This is a genomic window from Joostella atrarenae, assembly GCF_021764745.1.
GTDB classification, from domain to species: domain Bacteria; phylum Bacteroidota; class Bacteroidia; order Flavobacteriales; family Flavobacteriaceae; genus Galbibacter; species Galbibacter atrarenae.
Window position 1 is genome coordinate 403,920 of the sequence record NZ_JAETXX010000001.1, and the last position, 19,298, is coordinate 423,217.

The 19,298-nt window shown below is 32.9% G+C and carries 21 protein-coding genes and 1 tRNA gene; 4 read left to right on the forward strand and 18 right to left on the reverse strand.

Features of this window, described 5'->3' with window-relative positions:
• Positions 1–25: 25 nt before the first annotated feature.
• From mtgA to pdxA, 7 genes are all read right to left on the reverse strand, one after another.
• Complete coding sequence (gene mtgA, locus JM658_RS01755; RefSeq protein WP_236957506.1) at positions 26–727, reverse strand: monofunctional biosynthetic peptidoglycan transglycosylase; 702 nt, start codon at positions 725–727, stop codon at positions 26–28.
• 77 nt (positions 728–804) lie between these two features.
• Positions 805–2,160: an acetyl-CoA carboxylase biotin carboxylase subunit gene (gene accC, locus JM658_RS01760; RefSeq protein WP_236957507.1), complete on the reverse strand. Its 1,356-nt coding sequence runs from the start codon at positions 2,158–2,160 to the stop codon at positions 805–807.
• Between the two features lie 93 nt (positions 2,161–2,253).
• The gene (gene accB, locus JM658_RS01765; protein ID WP_236957508.1) at positions 2,254–2,757 is read right to left on the reverse strand and encodes an acetyl-CoA carboxylase biotin carboxyl carrier protein; all 504 of its coding nucleotides are present in this window, start codon (positions 2,755–2,757) and stop codon (positions 2,254–2,256) included.
• A gap of 30 nt (positions 2,758–2,787) precedes the next feature.
• Positions 2,788–3,783 carry a beta-ketoacyl-ACP synthase III gene (locus JM658_RS01770; RefSeq protein ID WP_236957509.1) on the reverse strand — a complete coding sequence of 332 codons (996 nt, stop codon included), beginning with the start codon at positions 3,781–3,783 and terminating at the stop codon, positions 2,788–2,790.
• Between the two features lie 171 nt (positions 3,784–3,954).
• On the reverse strand, positions 3,955–4,152 hold the full coding sequence (gene rpmF / locus JM658_RS01775; RefSeq protein ID WP_236957510.1) for a 50S ribosomal protein L32: 198 nt from the start codon (positions 4,150–4,152) through the stop codon (positions 3,955–3,957).
• Between the two features lie 8 nt (positions 4,153–4,160).
• On the reverse strand, positions 4,161–4,697 hold the full coding sequence (locus JM658_RS01780; protein ID WP_236957511.1) for a YceD family protein: 537 nt from the start codon (positions 4,695–4,697) through the stop codon (positions 4,161–4,163).
• A 293-nt stretch (positions 4,698–4,990) separates the two neighbouring features.
• The gene (gene pdxA, locus JM658_RS01785) at positions 4,991–6,049 is read right to left on the reverse strand and encodes a 4-hydroxythreonine-4-phosphate dehydrogenase PdxA (protein ID WP_236957512.1); all 1,059 of its coding nucleotides are present in this window, start codon (positions 6,047–6,049) and stop codon (positions 4,991–4,993) included.
• A gap of 130 nt (positions 6,050–6,179) precedes the next feature.
• Between pdxA and JM658_RS01790 the strand changes: the two genes are divergently transcribed.
• A complete protein-coding gene (locus JM658_RS01790; protein ID WP_236957513.1) occupies positions 6,180–6,770 on the forward strand; it encodes a riboflavin synthase in 591 nt (196 codons plus the stop codon).
• 48 nt (positions 6,771–6,818) lie between these two features.
• Here JM658_RS01790 and JM658_RS01795 read toward each other — a convergent pair whose 3' ends face one another.
• Together JM658_RS01795 and JM658_RS01800 are read right to left on the reverse strand one after the other, a co-directional pair.
• Positions 6,819–7,130 carry a type II toxin-antitoxin system RelE/ParE family toxin gene (locus JM658_RS01795; RefSeq protein ID WP_236957514.1) on the reverse strand — a complete coding sequence of 104 codons (312 nt, stop codon included), beginning with the start codon at positions 7,128–7,130 and terminating at the stop codon, positions 6,819–6,821.
• Complete coding sequence (locus JM658_RS01800) at positions 7,127–7,339, reverse strand: hypothetical protein (protein ID WP_236957515.1); 213 nt, start codon at positions 7,337–7,339, stop codon at positions 7,127–7,129. Before JM658_RS01800 ends, JM658_RS01795 begins: the two co-directional genes overlap by 4 nt.
• 219 nt (positions 7,340–7,558) lie before the next feature.
• Here JM658_RS01800 and JM658_RS01805 point away from each other — a divergent pair, with 219 nt between their 5' ends.
• Complete coding sequence (locus JM658_RS01805; RefSeq protein WP_236957516.1) at positions 7,559–8,725, forward strand: carboxypeptidase-like regulatory domain-containing protein; 1,167 nt, start codon at positions 7,559–7,561, stop codon at positions 8,723–8,725.
• Between the two features lie 104 nt (positions 8,726–8,829).
• Here JM658_RS01805 and JM658_RS01810 read toward each other — a convergent pair whose 3' ends face one another.
• From JM658_RS01810 to JM658_RS01830, 5 genes are all read right to left on the reverse strand, one after another.
• A complete protein-coding gene (locus JM658_RS01810; protein ID WP_236957517.1) occupies positions 8,830–10,704 on the reverse strand; it encodes an OmpA family protein in 1,875 nt (624 codons plus the stop codon).
• A gap of 490 nt (positions 10,705–11,194) precedes the next feature.
• A complete protein-coding gene (locus JM658_RS01815) occupies positions 11,195–11,560 on the reverse strand; it encodes a DUF6567 family protein (RefSeq protein ID WP_236957518.1) in 366 nt (121 codons plus the stop codon).
• A 147-nt stretch (positions 11,561–11,707) separates the two neighbouring features.
• On the reverse strand, positions 11,708–12,373 hold the full coding sequence (locus tag JM658_RS01820) for a response regulator (RefSeq protein WP_236957519.1): 666 nt from the start codon (positions 12,371–12,373) through the stop codon (positions 11,708–11,710).
• A gap of 3 nt (positions 12,374–12,376) precedes the next feature.
• Positions 12,377–14,329 (reverse strand): tetratricopeptide repeat-containing sensor histidine kinase, encoded by a 1,953-nt coding sequence (locus tag JM658_RS01825; RefSeq protein WP_236957520.1) that lies wholly within the window; start codon positions 14,327–14,329, stop codon positions 12,377–12,379.
• A 111-nt stretch (positions 14,330–14,440) separates the two neighbouring features.
• Complete coding sequence (locus JM658_RS01830) at positions 14,441–14,626, reverse strand: hypothetical protein (RefSeq protein WP_236957521.1); 186 nt, start codon at positions 14,624–14,626, stop codon at positions 14,441–14,443.
• A 355-nt stretch (positions 14,627–14,981) separates the two neighbouring features.
• Here JM658_RS01830 and JM658_RS01835 point away from each other — a divergent pair, with 355 nt between their 5' ends.
• On the forward strand, positions 14,982–15,662 hold the full coding sequence (locus tag JM658_RS01835; protein WP_236957522.1) for a hypothetical protein: 681 nt from the start codon (positions 14,982–14,984) through the stop codon (positions 15,660–15,662).
• Positions 15,663–15,729: 67 nt separating this feature from the next.
• Here the strand turns inward: JM658_RS01835 and JM658_RS01840 are convergent, their stop codons facing one another.
• Positions 15,730–16,494 (reverse strand): hypothetical protein, encoded by a 765-nt coding sequence (locus JM658_RS01840; protein ID WP_236957523.1) that lies wholly within the window; start codon positions 16,492–16,494, stop codon positions 15,730–15,732.
• A 179-nt stretch (positions 16,495–16,673) separates the two neighbouring features.
• Between JM658_RS01840 and JM658_RS01845 the strand changes: the two genes are divergently transcribed.
• The gene (locus JM658_RS01845; protein ID WP_236957524.1) at positions 16,674–17,039 is read left to right on the forward strand and encodes a YegP family protein; all 366 of its coding nucleotides are present in this window, start codon (positions 16,674–16,676) and stop codon (positions 17,037–17,039) included.
• 88 nt (positions 17,040–17,127) lie between these two features.
• Here JM658_RS01845 and JM658_RS01850 read toward each other — a convergent pair whose 3' ends face one another.
• From JM658_RS01850 to JM658_RS01860, 3 genes are all read right to left on the reverse strand, one after another.
• Complete coding sequence (locus JM658_RS01850; RefSeq protein ID WP_236957525.1) at positions 17,128–18,387, reverse strand: type II toxin-antitoxin system HipA family toxin; 1,260 nt, start codon at positions 18,385–18,387, stop codon at positions 17,128–17,130.
• Between the two features lie 2 nt (positions 18,388–18,389).
• Positions 18,390–18,704, reverse strand: coding sequence for a helix-turn-helix transcriptional regulator (locus tag JM658_RS01855; RefSeq protein WP_236957526.1), 315 nt, complete (start codon positions 18,702–18,704; stop codon positions 18,390–18,392).
• 474 nt (positions 18,705–19,178) lie between these two features.
• Positions 19,179–19,252: transfer RNA gene (locus JM658_RS01860), tRNA-Ile, on the reverse strand.
• Positions 19,253–19,298: the final 46 nt, after the last annotated feature.

Consider the following 19,298-nt stretch of genomic DNA (forward strand, 5'->3'; position numbering starts at 1 on the left):
TTATATGATTCGTAAATATAAACTTTTATTTATAGTTACTTTTATTTTCATTTTGAAGATTGAAAGCACCGTAATATTCCATCTGCTTTAAAATCCATTTTTCCCTTTGTTCAATGTAACTTGTAGCTGGAGAAGCCCTTAAAACTAATGGATTTGGTAGTATGGAAGCAATCGCAGCAGCCTCTAACTTAGACAGCTTGTTAGCGCTTTTATTAAACCAAAATTTTGAAGCAGCTTCAGCGCCATAAATTCCATCCCCCATTTCGATACTGTTCAAGTATACTTCTAGAATACGTTCTTTACTCCAAAGTTGTTCTATTAAAAAAGTAAAATAAGCCTCAAAACCTTTCCGAAGCCAACTTCTCCCAGGCCATAAAAAAACATTCTTTGCTGTTTGCTGACTAATAGTACTGGCTCCTCTTAATTTTTTTTCTTCTGAAGTATTTCTTATTACTTTCTCTATGGCTTGTACATCAAAACCATTATGCTTTTCAAACTTTTGGTCTTCACTACAAATAACAGCTAATTGAAGATTTTTTGAAATATTATCCATGGAAACCCAATCGTGTTTCCAAACTAATTCTTGTTGTTTCTCATTCTGTTGATAAGCACGAATCGCCATTAATGGAGTTACAGGAACAGGAAGCCATTTGTAGAGCAAAACCCAAATAACAGAGATTGCCACAAACCACAAAAAGCATTTAAAAAGAAAGCGAAATATCCTCATATACCTGTAAAAATAAAAAAACCCGTATCAAATGTATTAAATGATACGGGCTTATATTATAATAATCTGCAAGAAATTTATTCTTCCTCTACTTTAGGTTTCATTTTGAAATCCTCCATAAATTTAGTTGTATAATTTCCAGCGATATAATCTGGTTCATCCATTAATTGTCTATGGAAAGGAATTGTTGTTTTTATTCCTTCAATTACAAACTCATCAAGAGCACGCTTCATTTTATTGATAGCTTCTTCTCTAGTTTGCGCTGTTGTAATCAACTTTGCAATCATAGAATCGTAATTTGGAGGAATTGTATACCCACTATAAACGTGCGTATCTAAACGTACTCCATGTCCTCCTGGAGCATGTAATGTAGTGATCATTCCTGGAGAAGGTCTAAAATCGTTGTAAGGATCTTCCGCATTAATTCTACACTCTATAGAATGTAACTTAGGCGTATAATTCTTTCCTGAAATTGGCACTCCAGCAGCCACAAGAATCTGCTCACGGATTAAGTCGTAATCGATTACCTGCTCGGTAATTGGATGCTCAACTTGAATACGTGTATTCATTTCCATGAAATAGAAATTCCTATGTTTATCTACTAAAAACTCTACAGTTCCAGCTCCTTCATATTTAATATATTCTGCTGCTTTAACTGCTGCATTCCCCATTTTTTCACGGAGTTCATCCGTCATAAAAGGAGAAGGAGTTTCTTCTGTTAATTTTTGGTGACGTCTTTGTACCGAGCAATCTCTTTCTGAAAGGTGACATGCTTTTCCGAATTGGTCTCCTACTACTTGTATTTCTATATGGCGAGGCTCTTCAATAAGCTTTTCCATATACATCCCATCATTACCAAAAGAAGCAGCTGCTTCTTGTTTAGCACTTTCATAGGCTTTCTGTAAGTCTTCTTCTTTCCAAACTGCACGCATCCCTTTACCACCACCACCGGCTGTAGCTTTAAGCATAACAGGATACCCCATTTCTTTAGCTAATTTCTTGGTTTGGTCTAAAGATTCTAAAAGTCCTTCTGATCCAGGAACCGTAGGTACCTTAGCATCATTCATAGTTCTTTTAGCACTTGCTTTGTCTCCCATTCTTTCGATCATCTCAGGGCCAGCACCAATAAACTTGATACCATGCTCCTTACAGATTCTCGAAAAGTTAGCATTTTCAGATAGAAATCCGTAGCCAGGGTGAATAGCATCTGCATTTGTAATTTCTGCAGCAGCTATAATACTAGATATTTTAAGATAAGAATCTTTACTAGGCGCTGGTCCTATACAAACAGCTTCATCTGCAAATCTAACATGCAGACTTTCTTCATCGGCCTTAGAATATACAGCAACTGTTTTGATCCCCATCTCTTTACAGGTTCTAATAACACGAAGTGCTATTTCTCCTCTATTTGCGATCAATATTTTTTTAAACATCTTCTGAAATTTTAATTTTTGAATTCTAAATTTTTAGGTTTTGCGAATGATGAGTTATACACCTTCATTCTACAATTTACAATTCTAAATTTCTTATGATGGATCTACCAAAAATAATGGCTGATCAAATTCTACTGGAGAAGATTCATCAGCTAATACTTTAACAATTTTACCTGAAACTTCAGATTCTATTTCATTGAAAAGTTTCATCGCTTCGATAATACATAAAACATCACCTACTGCAACTGTATCTCCAACTTCTTTGAAGTTAGGCTTGTCTGGTGAAGGTCTTCTATAGAAAGTACCTATAATTGGCGATTTTATGGTAATATACTTGCTGTCGTCTTCTGTTGCCGCTGCAGGTGCTTGTCCTGCATCTGCTGCTGCAGGTGCTGGCGCTGCTACAGGCTGTGGTGCCATTCCCTGTTGCATTGGCTGATTTACAGGTATTTGCTGAACATAAGTAGTGTTGTCACTTCTTTTTTCATCATCTCCTGTTCTAATAGTAATCTTCACATCCTCCATTTCAAGCTTTACTTCGCTTGCTCCAGATTTTGCCACGAATTTTATTAAACTTTGAATCTCTTTTAAATCCATGATTGAGTTTTGTTAGTTTTGAGTTTATTATTATGAGTTATATGCCCATTTTAAATAAATGGACCCCCAGGTAAATCCACCTCCAAAGGCTGCAAATACTAAGTTATCACCTTTTTTAAGCTGCTTTTCGTAATCTCTAAGCAACAAAGGTAATGTAGCCGAAGTTGTATTACCATAGTTTTGAATATTAACCATTACTTTAGAGGGGTCTAAATCTACACGATTAGCAGTAGCATCGATAATACGCTTATTAGCTTGATGCGGTACTAACCATTGTACGTCTTCTTTAGTAAGGTTATTGCGGGTCATTATTTTTTCTGCAACATCTGCCATATTAGAAACGGCAAATTTAAATACTGTTTTTCCGTCTTGGTAGACAAAATGTTGCTTATTTTTCACGGTCTCTTCGTTTGTAGGAAGGCGAGAGCCTCCTGCTTCGATTCTTAAGAAATCTCTTCCGATACCGTCACTTCTCAAATATTCATCTTGTAATCCGAGTCCTTCTTCATTTGGTTCAAAAAGTACTGCTCCAGCACCATCACCAAATATAATACAAGTTGCTCTGTCTTCATAATCTATTATTGAAGACATTTTATCAGCTCCAATAAGAAGAACCTTTTTATAGCGTCCGCTTTCAATGTAGCTTGCCGCTGTAGACATTCCAAACAAAAAACTAGAACAAGCTGCTTGCAAATCATAAGAAAAAGCATTTACAGCTCCTATTTCTGAAGCTACAAATGCAGCAGTAGCAGATACAGGCTGATCTGGAGTTGCAGTTCCTACAATTACCATGTCAATCTCATTAGCATCAACTCCACTTTTTCTAAGCAGGTCTTCCGCAGCTTTTATAGCCAAGTAAGAAGTTCCCTGTCCTTCTTCTTTTAAAATGCGCCTTTCTTTAATTCCTGTTCTGGAGGTTATCCATTCATCATTTGTATCAACTAAGGTTTCTAATTCCTTATTTGTTAATATATAATCGGGCACATATGCTCCTACAGCTGTAATAGCTGCTTTAGGTCTATTCATAATTCGCTTAGTTTTTATCAAAAACGTGCAAAATTCGATGAAAATTAATCAAAACTACTAATTTTCGATCAAATAGTGGTGCAAAATAGGGTGTTTTTGACTTATAGAAAAATTTTGAATAAAAAAACTCTCACTTCTGTGAGAGTTTTAACTTTTTACTAAAATTTTGCTTTACGCTACTTCTTCTACAGTGTTATCAATAAGAACTTGACCTCTGTAATAAAGTTTACCTTCATGCCAGTGAGCTCTGTGATACACGTGTGCTTCACCCGTTGTAGGGTCTGTAGCGATCTGAGGAGTAGTAGCTTTGTAATGCGTTCTTCTTTTATCTCTTCTTGTGCTGGACTGTCTTCTTTTAGGATGTGCCATTTTAAATATTATTTATCCGTTAATAGTTTTTTCAATTGATCCCATCTTGGATCTGTTTCTCCGTCGTTACTTTCTTTTTCTTCTTTTGGTTGAAACGCTTCCAGTTTCTTTAAAGTCTCTGTTGCCAATGTTCCGTCTTCTACTCCCGGATGAATCCTTTTATTAGGAACCGAAAGTACAATCATCTCATAAATGTATTGTGCTACATTTATTTGATGTTCTGAATGTGGTATAATAAGGATCTCTTCATTATCATCATTATACTCTTCTCCAAACTGAACCAACAGATGCAATTTCCCTTTTACTTCTTGATCGTAAGGCTCATTGGATAAATCACAATAAACATTTACAGACCCATTTGCTTTAAAGGTTAATTCCAACATATTACTCTTTTTGTCTAAAGTAAATTTAACAGCTACTGCTGCATCATTAAAATCTTCAAACTCAAAAGCATCAAAGAACTTTTTGTCTATTTCAAAGTTGAACTGGTGTTTCCCTTCCTTTAATCCTATAAAAGGAATGTCAAACTCCTTTAATTTCTTCATTTTGAACATCAGTTTTAAAAGCCTATACCTCAAGTATAAGGCGGGTGCAAAGATATAAATTTTTATTTATGATAATAATGTTATTAACTTTTTTTTGTTTATAACTATTATTTCTCTCAACGCTATAGCTCATTCACTTTTAGAACACTAGAAAACACTAGCGTTTAGAGATGATTGGCTGATATAAATGTCATCTTAAAATAGGACTGTAATTTACATACATCCTTTTTAATAATTGGTTTTCTTACAATTATTTATCAAAATAATTGGTTTAAAAATCCCTTTAAAAGCAACTAGTTCCTGTCTGGAGTTTTTCTACTTAACTTTTTTAATGGATTTGCTGTTAACTCCTTATATTCTTCTCTATTTTTAAAGATAGTTATTGCCGTGAACACAGCCTCTTCAAACGATTTATGATTTGCTTCTCCCTTTCCTGCTATTTCAAAAGCAGTTCCATGATCTGGTGATGTTCTCACTTTAGAAAGTCCCGCAGTGTAATTAACTCCTTTACCAAAAGAAAGTGTTTTAAAAGGAATAAGGCCTTGGTCGTGATAAGAAGCTAAAATAGCATCAAAATTAAAGTGCTGACCTGAACCAAAAAAGCTATCGGCAGCATATGGCCCATAAACCAATTTTCCTGTATCGTTAATTTTGGTAATAGCTGGACGTAAAACCTCATCATCTTCTTTTCCTATTACTCCGTTATCTCCCGTATGTGGATTTATCCCTAAAACAGCAATTTTCGGTTTACGCACTTTAAAATCTTGCACTAAAGAGTTGTAAATCTTACTGACTTTTGTTTCTACTAACTTAGCTGTGATTTTTTTACTGACGTCTTTTACTGGAACGTGGTCTGTTAACAAGCCTACTTTTAGAGTATCCGTTACCATAAACATTAACGCTTCTCCTTCTAGTTCTTTAGCTAAATAATCTGTATGCCCTGGGAAATTAAATTCTTCCGATTGTATGTTGTGTTTATTAATAGGCGCTGTAACCAATACATCTATTTCATCATTTTTTAAAGCTTCGACAGCTGCTTTTAATGATAAAAACGCATATTTCCCACCTTCTTCTGTTTCTTTACCTGGCTCTATATTTGGGGTTTCCTTCCAAACATTAACAACATTTATTTTCCCTTCCACTGCTTTATTAACAGCATCTATCCCATTATAAGCCAGCTCCATTTTAAGCATTTTACGCTGGTAGTTTATAACCTTTGTAGAACCAAAAATTACAGGCGTACAAAATTCTAACATTCTACTGTCTTCAAAAGTTTTAAGAATTACTTCGCAACCTATACCATTTAAATCTCCAATGGAAATTCCTACTCTTATGCTGTTATCTGCTTTCATTTTGCTTGCTTTGTACTTGTAACAATTAGTTTATAAAACACCTATTGCGGATTATCGTTATCTTTAGTAGGTTTGTTTAATTGTATTCGACTATAAGGAATACATGCAAATTTAATTAATAAATATACAAATGTTTACGGGAATTATAGAAGAGTTGGCACGAGTTACAAATATTGTACAAGAAGCAGATAATTTACACCTTACTATAAGGAGTACAATTACAAACGAACTAAAAATAGACCAAAGTGTAGCTCATAATGGTGTATGTCTTACTGTAATTGCTATTAATGGCGATGAATATACAGTTACTGCTATTAAAGAAACCCTAGACAAAACTGCTATCGGTAAACTTGCTATTGGCGATGAAATCAATTTGGAGCGTGCCATGAAAATGGGAACACGCCTCGACGGACATATTGTACAAGGCCATGTTGACCAAACTGGGATTTGTAAAAATATCTCTCAAGAGAATGGTAGCTGGAGATTTACTTTTACCTACGATACTTCTAAAAATAATGTAACCATAGAAAAAGGCTCCATAACTATAGACGGTACTAGCCTCACAGTTGTAGATTCTAAAACCGATGAATTTAGCGTTGCAATAATTCCTTATACTTTTGAACATACCCGTTTTAAGAATTATAAAATTGGAGATGAAGTAAACCTTGAGTTTGATGTGATTGGGAAATATGTATCTCGATTAATGGGATTACAGAAATAAGCGTTTTATATTCATTCTTATTAAATATACACACCAATTTAGACTCTATTATTTATTCTTTTTTGGGTGTTGTCTCGTATCAAAAACTCTAACTATATAAATATGAGTGTTCCCTTCCCTGTAAGTTATCTTACAATGGTGACTTATAAGTTTACGATAATCGAACTTTAGATGCGTAAAAGTTTCATCTACTGCACCTATTTTTAAAGTATCTACATTATTATTTTGTAATATCTCCGTGCTTTTACGTAGTTCAGTAGCTATTTCCCTTGCTTTACCACGCCCATATATACCGATATAGAATTTTGTTATTTTTTCTAAATCTTTAATGGCCCTTAGAGACCAAACAACAGACTTCATTCTTTAGTCCAGTCTTCAATCATTTTTTGAACATCACCCTGACTATGCACCCGATTAGATGCAATGTCATCTTCACCTTCTACAATCATCTCATCAAGTTGATTTTGCTCTATATATGATTTTGCTGTTTTATATAAAACGTCCAAGAGATTTTTATCTCCTTTTTCTATATATTTTTGGAGCTCTTCTCTTAATTCTAATACTCCCATAACTTTTGTTTTTAGAATGTATAAAGATACAATTTCTCTATCACACACTTAAATTACAACATTGATTGTTAGCAGGGATGCTTTTAGATACATTTTATAAGGCATGACAAATATTACTTTACACTATTAATTAATATGTATCTCAATTAATGAGATTACAGAAATAATTATTCTTCATTAAATAGAAAAAATCGGTATTTTAGTTTTAAACGACTGACTATGCGCTTATTTCTATTTTTTGTATTGATTTCTGAAGTATTATTTGCTCAAAACCAACTCCAGGCTGTAATTTTGGATAGCGCCACGAAGGCTCCTTTAGAATTCGTAGATGTATATAACCACTATAATTACACGTCTACCAATGCAGACGGTTCCTTTTTATTTACTTCTGAAGGAGATTCGGTTTTTATAAAACACCTTGGATATAAACCTCTGCGGACGACTTTTAATAAACTTTATAATAAAGAAAACATCTTTTTAGTTGAAGAAACTATTGTTTTAGATGCAGTCGTATTGACCAAAAAGAACGATGTTTATAGCAGGATAGTTAAGAGCATAGAAAGCAATTATCCATTTTTTCCTTATGAAGAGCGTTTTACATTGCGCGCTTTTTTAAAGAAAAACGATTCCGTTTTAAAACTCCAAGACCTTACAGGTAAGTTGAAACGAAAACAACTCTTTGCTACCAAAGAACATTCTATGCCTAGAAGAAATTACGAGGTAGAGCTTTCTAATATGCGAAAAGCAGGGATTAAAGAAGAGGATATAGAGTTTATGTTAGGCGATTTTACAAAAATCTTAGATTGGTGTATCCTTCATGCTCCACTGAAAAAAGACAAATACGATGTTAAATCGGGGGTTATAAATGACACCGTAAGCGTTGTGGAGTTTACTGTTAAAGACTCTATTGTCAAGGCAACCAACAGCAATAACAGTGGTTATTTAAAAATTAATACTAAAAACAATGCTATTTTAGAGAATTATTTGGTTTTAGAAAGAGACTCTGTTGACTACGAAAAATCTGGTCCATATAAATACAGAACTAACTTTATGAAAATTAACGCCTTTTTTGAGCAGGCAACCAATAAAAAGTATTTTTTGAAAAACGCCAAAGTGGAAGCAGTTTTAGAGGTTATAAACATAGAAACTTCAAAAAAGGACATATATAGTTGTTCGTATATTTTAACTACTCAAGACAATTTCAAAGAATTAAACATCAAAAAGAATGCGTCGGTTAAGAAAGATATTTTTAAGCTGAAATATCCTTATAATTCTGTTTTCTGGGAGAAACAGAATCAGTTGTTGCTTACCAATGAAATGCTTGATTTCTTGAAAACAGTTAATGATGAGAATAATGAATATCGTGCTATTTCTAACTTAAATTAGCATGAGGGATTGAGCGGTATGTTTGAGCTCTCCAGAAAACAACGTGTCTGGAAGCGAGTAGCGAAAGCGCGACCCAAAGGGGCATGCCATAAAAACACTTATCGTTATTTAGAAATTTTAAATTCTGACCTACGATTTAACTTATAAGATGACTTGCTACAAGGGCCGTTGCTAAAGCAGTCGTTTGAAAGTTGTGCCTCCCCTTTTCCAACGGCAGTGATTCTACTGGTAGAAATTCCTTGAGAAACAATATAAGCAGCTGTTGCCTGCGCTCTTCTCTTGGAGAGTTGTAAATTATAACTTTCGTTCCCAATACGGTCTGTAAATGCAGCTATTTCTAGCTTATAATCAGAATGATTTTTTAAATACGCTGCTATTTTATCGAGTTCTATTTTAGCTGATTCTTTGATTGTACTCTTGTCGAAATCGAAGTAAATCTCTTTTAACGTTAGTAATTCGTCTAAACTTTGCGAAGTTAATGTGTAATTAAATATGTTTTTAGCCGTATCAACATCGGTTTCTGTTGTAGGGATATAACCCTCTTTTTCTATTTGAAGCGTAACTTCTTTCTCACAAGAAACGTAATCTTTAAATCGGTAAGCTCCCGAAACATCTGTATTTGTAGTTGCCACAGAAATTCCGTTCACCAATAGCGTAACAGAAACATTTTGCAAAAGTTCTCCTTTCTGATTCGTAATAGTTCCTGCAACTTCTGTAACACAATTTTCAGTGAATTTATAGATATTGCTATTTCCGTTTTTTGTAGATGCGAAGTAACCAATGTTCCCGTTTTCTACGATAGAGATACTAAAATCGTCTTGAGAAGAATTGATACTCGACCCTAAGTTTGTGATTTTTCCAATCTCTATATTAGAGTCTATTTCTGCTGAAAATATATCGAAGCCTCCCAAACCTGGGTGTCCATCACTAGAGAAATAAAGGATTCCATTTTTACCAATAAAAGGGAAACTCTCGCGAGCTTCTGTATTAATTTTATCTCCTAGGTTTATAGGTTCTGTATACGAGCCATCTTCAAGAATGGAAACGGCATATAAATCTGACATCCCTTTTGTTCCTGACATATCTGAAGCGAAGAATAATGTTCTACCGTCTGGTGTTATTGCAGGGTTTGCCACAGAATATTGATTGCTATTAAAAGGTAATTTATTTATGTTCTCCCAATTACCATCTGCATTTATAGCTGCCTGATATAATTGAAGTCTATTTATTTTATCATCTCCTTTTATAAGTTTATTTTTTTCTGAATTACTTCTTGTAAAATATACCTTTCTATCTTTCTCGATAAAAATAGCCGCCGATTCGTTGAATTTAGAATTAATATTTTTAGAGAACTTAGTTGCCTTATTTCCACTTTTAGGGTCTGCAATATATAGGTCTGTAAAAGGTTTATAATTCCACCGTTGTATATTTTTAGCTAAAAATCCTGTGTCTCGGGCAGAAGTAAAAACTATTTTGTTTTTATAAATAGAAGGCGCATAATCTTCATAAGGAGAATTAAAATTTACAGGAGCTACTTTATATTTAACGGCATCTTTATAAATGGCATTTAAATATTCAGGATTTTTACTGTATAAAATTCCTCTAATATCTTCTGGATACTTTTTATGCAAGTCTTTTAAAACAATATTAGCCTGCTCATAATATTCATTTGCTTTTAAAGAAAGGGAATATCTGTAGTAATATACTGACTCAAGAATGCTGTCTGAATTTACTAACTTCTTGTACCATTGCATCGCCTTTTTGGAATCGCCCATATAATAATAGGTGTCTCCTAATTTTTTATATAATTCTGGCGAAGTATACCCATTGTTTGCAATTCCTTCATAAATCTTTGCCGCCTTTACATAATCTAGTTGCTCATAAGATTTATTAGCCTTTTTTAAGGCCCTATTTTGCGCAAACAAGCTCGTTGAGAACAGTAAGAATAAAACGGTAATATTGGCAAGCAGAAATTTCATAGTATTTATGAACGTATGTTCATATACGTTTCATCTTCATTAGGTTAAATCCACCCTAAAGATTGAATAAAATCTTTTTCTTTTTACGTTTTATTAGTCAAAAGACAATTTTTTAAGTTAAAATGTAAAATATGTATTGTTCGGATATGTAAAACATTTAATCTTCCCATCCACAAAGTGTTCTTTTCTTTTGAATAGCAACATCTAACGTCACTTTTTCTATTGCTGTAGAGCAGTTTGACAAACCTCTACATGTTTTAGTATAATGGTATTTTTTACTGTAATTTCCATTACATATAAAAACTGATCTCTCTATTGAAAATACACTAGAAAGGCTCAGAAATATATATAATGAGCAGGTTATTATTATCCAAAAAGTCTTCATAAGTCTTAATTATTATTTTATCAGTTTAAAAAAGCAAAGGCCATCCAAAAAATGTAATAAAACATGTTTTTAGACAGCCTTTAAGAAACAGTACCGAAACAAGTTTTAGTTACCAGTAAATTCAATTACTTGACCTGATGCAAAAACTTCGTATGTTCTTACAAACGGAAAAGCAGTGTGTTTTAACTCTACAGTTTGGTTTATAACAGCGCGAGAAGCTCCTTCTGTGTCTGCATTTTCAAACATCTCAGCTTTGGCTTCATTAATCATTCCTTGTTTAGAAAGCCCCCCAATTCCTAGAATATAAGTAACTCGAGAGTATCCTTTCGCATTACCAATTACTTTGAAATTGTTTTTTGATAATACCACTTCTGTAGTTGTATTGTTTGTGTTTGAGGTAAGTCCGTTATGCAAAGCACAACTAGAGCATAAAATGGAGAATAATAGCATTGCTATTCCCGCTTTTTTCATAATAGTTAGGGTTTTAAATTAGAGCTGGCGAAGCTAAGTTTTCTAATAAAAAAATCCTTACGGAAAACCGTAAGGACCATTTTCTCCTCAAAATATTTAGCCAAAATAATCTAAATATATCTTTCAATGTTATTAAAAACCAATACCTTATATGATTCCCAAATCTTTAGAAATAGCAACCAAATGAGTGGAATTTTTAGCTTTAAACGAAATTCTTAAACCACTTATACGTTTTTCAATAGCACTCAGGCTACATGGTTTTATATTTTCATTTATAAATTTCTTTCTAATATCTTCTTGAGAATTCCCTTGAGATAGCGCTTCTAGTAATAGAATATCATAATCTTCAATCTCTAAATTCTGAGTTTCCTTGATAGCATATTCTAAATCTGAAGAAACAAATCTTTCCTTATTATACACACTTTCTATGGCAGTAACCATTTCTTTAGTGCTATTTCTCCCCTTACACACATAGCCATCAATTAAAATAGTATCAAAGAAAGATTTTATTAATTGCGGTCTGTCTTCCACAGAATATATAATTACGGAAATGTCTGGCTGCTCCAATTTTACTTTTGCTGCCAGCCGCTCTCCAGAATCGATTAAGGATTCTCTATGGTCTTGCTTAAAAGAAAGGTCCGTAATTAAAAGATCATAAGGTGTATTGTTTAGCAATCCGCTTTTTATCTTTAAAAAAGCATCATCACAATATTTAGCATGATCTATTTCAAAATCATAAAACGCTCTCAAAGTATTTACCAACCCTAAGTTAATACTATCAATATCTTCTGCAATAAGTACTTTTTTAAACATTGATTAAACTGGTATTGTTATGTTTGCTTTAAATCCTTTTCCAAGTGATGAGTCAAAAGTAAAACTTCCTTTAATGCCATCAATACGGTTTTCCACATTTACCAATCCATTTGTCACAAAATCTCTCGTAAGGTCGACTCCACAACCATTATCAGAATAAGAAATTTGTATATCTTTTTTTTCAGAAGTAAAATTTAACACTACAACAGATGCTTTACTATGCTTTTTCATGTTTACTAAAAGCTCTTGCAGTGATCTATAAATCACTCTCTTTTTATAGGTAGGAACTTCTTCCCAAACAATTCTCGATAAACCACGATTTAATATATTCACAGTATCATTTCGATAACTATTTATGAGTCCTATAATTTTTTCTGAAAATTGCTCATCGATATCTAACCTTGCATTATCCCGAGCTATATTTCTGGTTTTCTCGTAAACTCCTTCCAATTGATAAAGAATATCATCCTTTGTCTTATTTTCTAAAGTAGAATTCTCGGTATAAGCAATAATATTAAACATATCATTAGCAAGCTCATCGTGTACTTTTTTAGAAATCAGCATTTCTGTTTGGTAAGCTTGATCTGCCTTTTCCCGTTGGTGTTTAGCTCTTAAAAGCAAATAAAAAATATAGCTAGCTATGACTATTATAACAATAACAACTCCCAAAGCTATATTGTTATTATGCTGCTTTTCTATACGGAGCTGATTAATTTTAGCCTCATTAAGGAGCTTTAAATTTTCTTCTCGGTTTTTATCACTTTCGTATCTAATTTTTGCAAATGTATTTTTTAATCGGCCTTGAGAAGTTGTTATACTATCGTTTAGCTCCTTGTAAACCATAGCATATGTCCTAGGATTATTTGATGAGGCTATCAACAAAGACAAGGCCTCCATAGTATCTTCATTACTTTTTGTTTGCTGCGCTAATTTAAACCCCAACAATGCCATGGAAGATGCTTTATGTATTTGATTATTCTTTAAGTAATGATTAGATAGATGCAAATAACTAGTTGCTTGCCCAGAAACGTCATTAATATCTCTCCTGATTTCAAGCGCCTTTTTTAAACCTTCTTCTGCATCAGGATACTCTAAAAAACTAGCTACATTGGCCTTATTATCTATATTTCTTGCTTTCAGTTCTAAATTATCTTCATCTTCAATAATGTCTTGCTTAGATAATTCATCTAACAATTTATACGCCTTTTTATAAGCTCCTTGCTCTGTATATACAACCGCTATGTTATTTTCTACTTTTGACTTTGTAATAGAATCGCTTGCCACATTTAAAGCTTTATTATACCAATGGAGGGCATCTCCATATATTTTTTGCTTTTTTGATGCTATAGCAAGAGCATTATAAATTCCTGCTACATACTTTCTATTCTTAGTATTCTCCAAATATTGTAATGCTCTAACACCAGTCTGTTCTGCCTCATTATAGTTACCAATTGCATTTAAAAGATTAGTAAGGTTTAATAATTTCATACCTGCTTCAATAGTATCTTTTACGCTTTCATAAGTTTTTATAGAATTATAATAAGCAGCTAGCGATTTATCGATTTTATTATTCTTTCTGAAATAAAATCCTAGTCGGAAATAAGCATCTGCAATAGCTAAGCTATCTTTTCTTTTTTGCTGAAGCTGAAGTAATTTCTCAGTGTAGTAAGTAGTGCTATCTAAATTTGTTTTACGAAAAAGAGAAGCTCTTTGCATTAATAAATCAGCTTCCAGAGAATTATCATAATCACGAACATCTTCGAGTAATTTTTTATTCAATTGAAGCGCACTATTTAAAGAGCTCTTTTTTAAGATGTTTACCTCTTCAAATTTACTATAGAGACTGTCTTTTTTAGGAAATTCATGTGTAGTCTCTTTTGTTACTTTTTTATCACAACTGATAAAACAACAACTTATAAAAAAGAAAAAAGGGAATGAAACTAGTAGCTTTTTCATTCCCCAAAATTAAAAATTTATCGCACTTAGAAACATAATTTGATTAAGGTTTTATGATCAGCTACCTTTTTGTCATTCCTTATAATTACATCCAAAGTATGATTCTTAAAATTAGTCGTTCTTTGTTGGTGTTTCAGGTTCATCAGGCTCATCTGGATCTTCATTAATTTCAGCATCTTCTCCAGTAGAACTTTGTTCATTATAAAGAGCATCTGTAGTTGCTACGCTCTCTTTTGTACAAGACTGTAAAACGGCATTTAAAGAAATAATGGTAAGTATTAAAAATATTTTTTTCATGATTTAATGTTTTAAAAATTAAACAATAGTGCTGCTGTCCGCTCTTGCAGATATCATTTTTCAGCAACTGGAATGGTTAAGGAGAAACTCCTTTGCTTTTTGGGAAGTAGAAATCCAAATGCGATACTAAATAGTTACTTCCCAGCTACTATATTTCTCACATTGTGGATTCCCGTAAGAAAAGTTGATGCGCTTTAGTTATGTTAGCTATACATAACCTCCACTTTTCTTACAGGCAAATTAAGCGTGGATTTACTGTTTAATTGTGGACAAAACACGGAAAAGAATGTCCGACAAAAATGTCCACTCTTTGTCTAAATATTTTTACTTTTAAAGACCTGAACTTAATACAATTATGAAGAGTCCACATGAAGAACTTATAATGTGTGTTTTTGATAAAGCAAAATCCAAAAGCGGTAGTGATACCAAAAATGGGCAAGCAACACATCTAGCGGCAACTTTCTCAGACGATTTCCATCATTCTATTTCAGTAAAAACACTAACTACCATTTATAACATCTATATTTTAAAAGACACGAGCAGATCAGCTACTTTAAAGCCAGAGTTGTTAACTGTTATGGCTCGCTATATTGGATATAATAATTATGAAGAATTTGTAAACGAGACCAATATTGTAGTTCCACCAAAGAAAATAAGAGTGAATAAACTTGAACGAATAACACTTATTTCTTTAGTGATATTATTATTTATAGGACTCTCTTATACATTAGTTTTTAGTTCTGAAACAGAGAAATGTATGAGTTGGAAAAAAGTAAATTATGAAATCGTTTCTTGTGACATTAGTGAAGCTGAAACTCCTAATCAGATTATTATTTACAATAAGGCTTTGTATAAAAAGCAACGTAAAATTTCTCCTGCAGATGTAAAAATAGGAGAATCATACTATTGCAAAATGAATGATGATTCTATTGAATATTTCTCTTATTACGGGCAGCATCCAATTACCAAAAAGCACCTTAAGCCTGTTACGGAATATATCTATAAAAAATATGTGACTCCATTATTAGAAAAGTAAGCAAATAGAAAAAGCCGCTCTAAAGTTACTCTAGAACGGCTTCGTTGGTTAATGCATCATTGCTTGGTTAGTCTTTATAGGTGTATATTACTTTATATGTATTAGTTTCCCCTTCTTTAGCATCTGAAGTAGTAATATCTGCTGATAATGGATACCTATCCTCATCATAGTCATATTCAGCATTATATATGTATATTATCTCATTATTCTCATTTTTATAAGTAATTCTTGTAGGGTTATTATTTGGAAAAAGAGTTCTTGCTGCTACAACTTCTGAAGCTTGTGGACTCATACTAAGATTAAGCTGAACTTTATCCATAGCCTCAACAAATCCTGCCGCTTCTAATGTATAGAAATAAGGGTTTGGAACATCGTCATAAGTTATTTCAGCAGTATATTGCTCATAAGTATAATCTTGAGTATTGTAATTATACTCTTCCTCTATAAATGATACTATTTTTGGATTCTTATTTTCATCATACTCTTCTACAGTTGCTACTTCAAAAGCGTCATAAGGCGACTTATAAAGTTCATTTACATCAAAAGCATCACTACCTCCTCCAGTAATGTCAGATAAACTACCATTTTCATAAACAAAAATGCTACTTTCTTCTCCGTTAGAAACAGTAGAAACACGACCATCTGCATCATAACCTATTGTAATATTTCTGTTGTAATATTCATCTTTAGGTGAAAATGTAGAAATAGATTTTAATAGTTTCACTTTTACATCTCCATTAACTTCTTCAAATTCATCAGAAGCTGAATCACTACAACCAACCATAAGAAAGGCTATTGACATTGATAAAATAGATAGATTTCTAAAATTCATTTTTGTTTATTTAAAATTATTTAGAGCAAAAGTAAATTTCCTTTATCGGCATTCCTTACGGAAAACCTCAATCCAGTGTTTTTTATATCCTTTTTAAAAACATCAATGGGATTCCATGAGAATAAATTAGATTTGTAGCTCGGAAAAAATTAAGAATCTTAAAAAACTACAACTTATATATGGGAATGTTCGTGATTAGCAAACGATCTAATGGAGATTATAAATTTGTATTTACTTCGAGAAGAGGTAAAACTATTTTTACTAGCATTGGTTGTAAGCAAAAATCAGATTGCGAATTAATAATAGCTGCAATTAGAGAACATATCGAGCAATTTACTTTTACAAAGAAGAGCACTCCCTCCCGAAAACATTTTTTTAGACTCTCTAAAAATGGCCTTGTGTTGGCTACCAGCAGAAAGTACTCTACAGAATTAAGCCTTGAAAAAGGGGTTAATGAAATTCTAACCTATATTAAAGAAGCCGAAACATTGGATTTTTCTGAAAATGAAAATGTTTTTAAAGATGAAGCTGCTGTTTTTGGATAAGATCATTTTTTTGGGGATTGATTAAATATAGCTTAACCCTGGTTGTATATAACATACAAACCCAAATTTTATATTAATTCGATAAATACTACTGACACCTATTAAACGCAGAAGCTTTTAGTTCTTGTTCTCTTCTAGACAAACCGTATTTGTTAGCTATTATTTTCCAATTGCTTACAACATGGGTTATTTCTTGTATTATTTGTGAAGCCTCTTTTTTTTCTATTCTAAAATAAGGAGCAACTTCAAAAACCAAATCAAAATCCAAAGCATTATCATCTTCAGATATATTTAATTTTAAACCCGTTCCCGTTTCTACTGGATTTATATCATAAGCAGGAGATAAAACCCAACCTTTATCTGTCAATAAAAAACCATGGTTTCTTAAATGATCATCGGTATTTGACACGCAAATACTAAAAACGATTCTTCGCCATAATTGTTTTAAATCATTTTCTGGGCTTGCGCCGTGCTTTGCTATAAAATCTACCAATTCTAGATAACTAGCTCCCGAAGATGCATCTGTGCCATCTGTATAACCTAATAATGTCATGGCAGATGCAAAATGAATTCTTTCACCAGCAATAGTTCTATCGAAACGCTTAGTTAAAAATGTATGTTGATTACTACTAAATTTTTCAGCTTTAGATTCTGCCATTTGTATACCAGACTGAATGGCTAATTCGTAAGTTACCATTTCCCATCCACCAATATCATCGCCGTCATTCTTACTTGGGAATTTAGCAATCCATAACCTCCCATCGTTATCTAGAACACTTGCTTTTGGTCTTGCACCTCCCAAAGAAGATCCTGGAGAAACAAGCAGCTGCAACCACTTTAAATAATCCGGATTATCTAGACTATCATCTTCTTCTAAACGCAAACTTATTTGCTCTAACTCTTTTATTGATGTCCACGGCGGACTTGCTAACACTTTATTATCATTCAAAAAAGGTCCCTCTTTATCCAATTTAAAACGTAAAGCTCCCATTCTATATCCATCAAAAACACCTAATAAAAAATCTGTTTCGAATAATTTATCAGTTTTTCTTTTTTCTTTTCTAGCTAGTGCAGCTTCTCTTCTTTTCATTAGCACCCTACCCCATCGATCTGGAGAAGAATCTAAAAACAGCCCAAAATTCGACTTCTCATCATTCAAATATTGTATCCCTTCAAACAAGCCCAAATCGGGGTCTAGTTGATAGACGTAATCAGACTGTAACCATTCTTTATGATAAGCGAAAGAAAATATTTCTTTCCCCCTTAAAGTCTCTGAATATAGTTCACCAACTAATACAGGAACACCTAGCTCCAACCAATCGGCATAAACATATATAGTCCTTTTCATTTTTAGTTTCTTTTTGGAGCGCGTTCTTTAGTTGTTAAACCAATATCTTGCAGTTTTCGTCCTAGAACATCATCTTTTGCGATGTTTAAAACGTCCTTTTCTAAACCAAGCACATTTAAAACTTTAATATAAATACCAATGCTAACCGAGCTTTTCCCTTTCTCGATGGAATATAGTGTTTTTCTACTAGTACCTGCCCGTTCCGCTACTTGATCTGTACTTAGTTTTCGTCTTAGACGTGCTAACTTTATTTGCTCGCCCATTTCTTCCAACAAACGCTCTAACTTTGGTAATAATATTGAATTGTTTTTAGACATAATGTGTAATATAATATACAAATATACATATTTTGAGTAATATAATACACATTATAAAGCTAACAATTAAATGTGGAATAATAAATAAAAAGAGTAAATAGCTGGCCATATAAAGTTAAAAAGACGAAATAGAAGGTGTGACTTGAGTAAGTGTTATTTTCCAAAATGGAAAATGAGGTAGAGGTATTATTGGTTTAATTATGCATTTCCAAAATTAAATGAAGAAAAGCATTAAATAAGCTAATCTTTAAAGTAAATAGGAGATGTCTCAGAAATTCTCAACCCCCTAATCAGCCCCTTAAAAAATGATGACCCAATTTTATTTTATGGTAACCTAATTAGGAACCTTTTTTCTTATATAAACTTGACAAGTTGACTTTTTAGGAAAATGCATGGAATGTAGCTAAACATGCACTGTATATAGTTTTAAACTAAAAAATCCAGCCTAAAATATAGACTGGATTCGTATAAAAGTGGTCCCACATGGGCTCGAACCATGGACCCCCTGATTATGAGTCAGGTGCTCTAACCAGCTGAGCTATGGGACCTGCAAATTGCGGATGCAATATTACTATATATTTTTATATTCTGCAA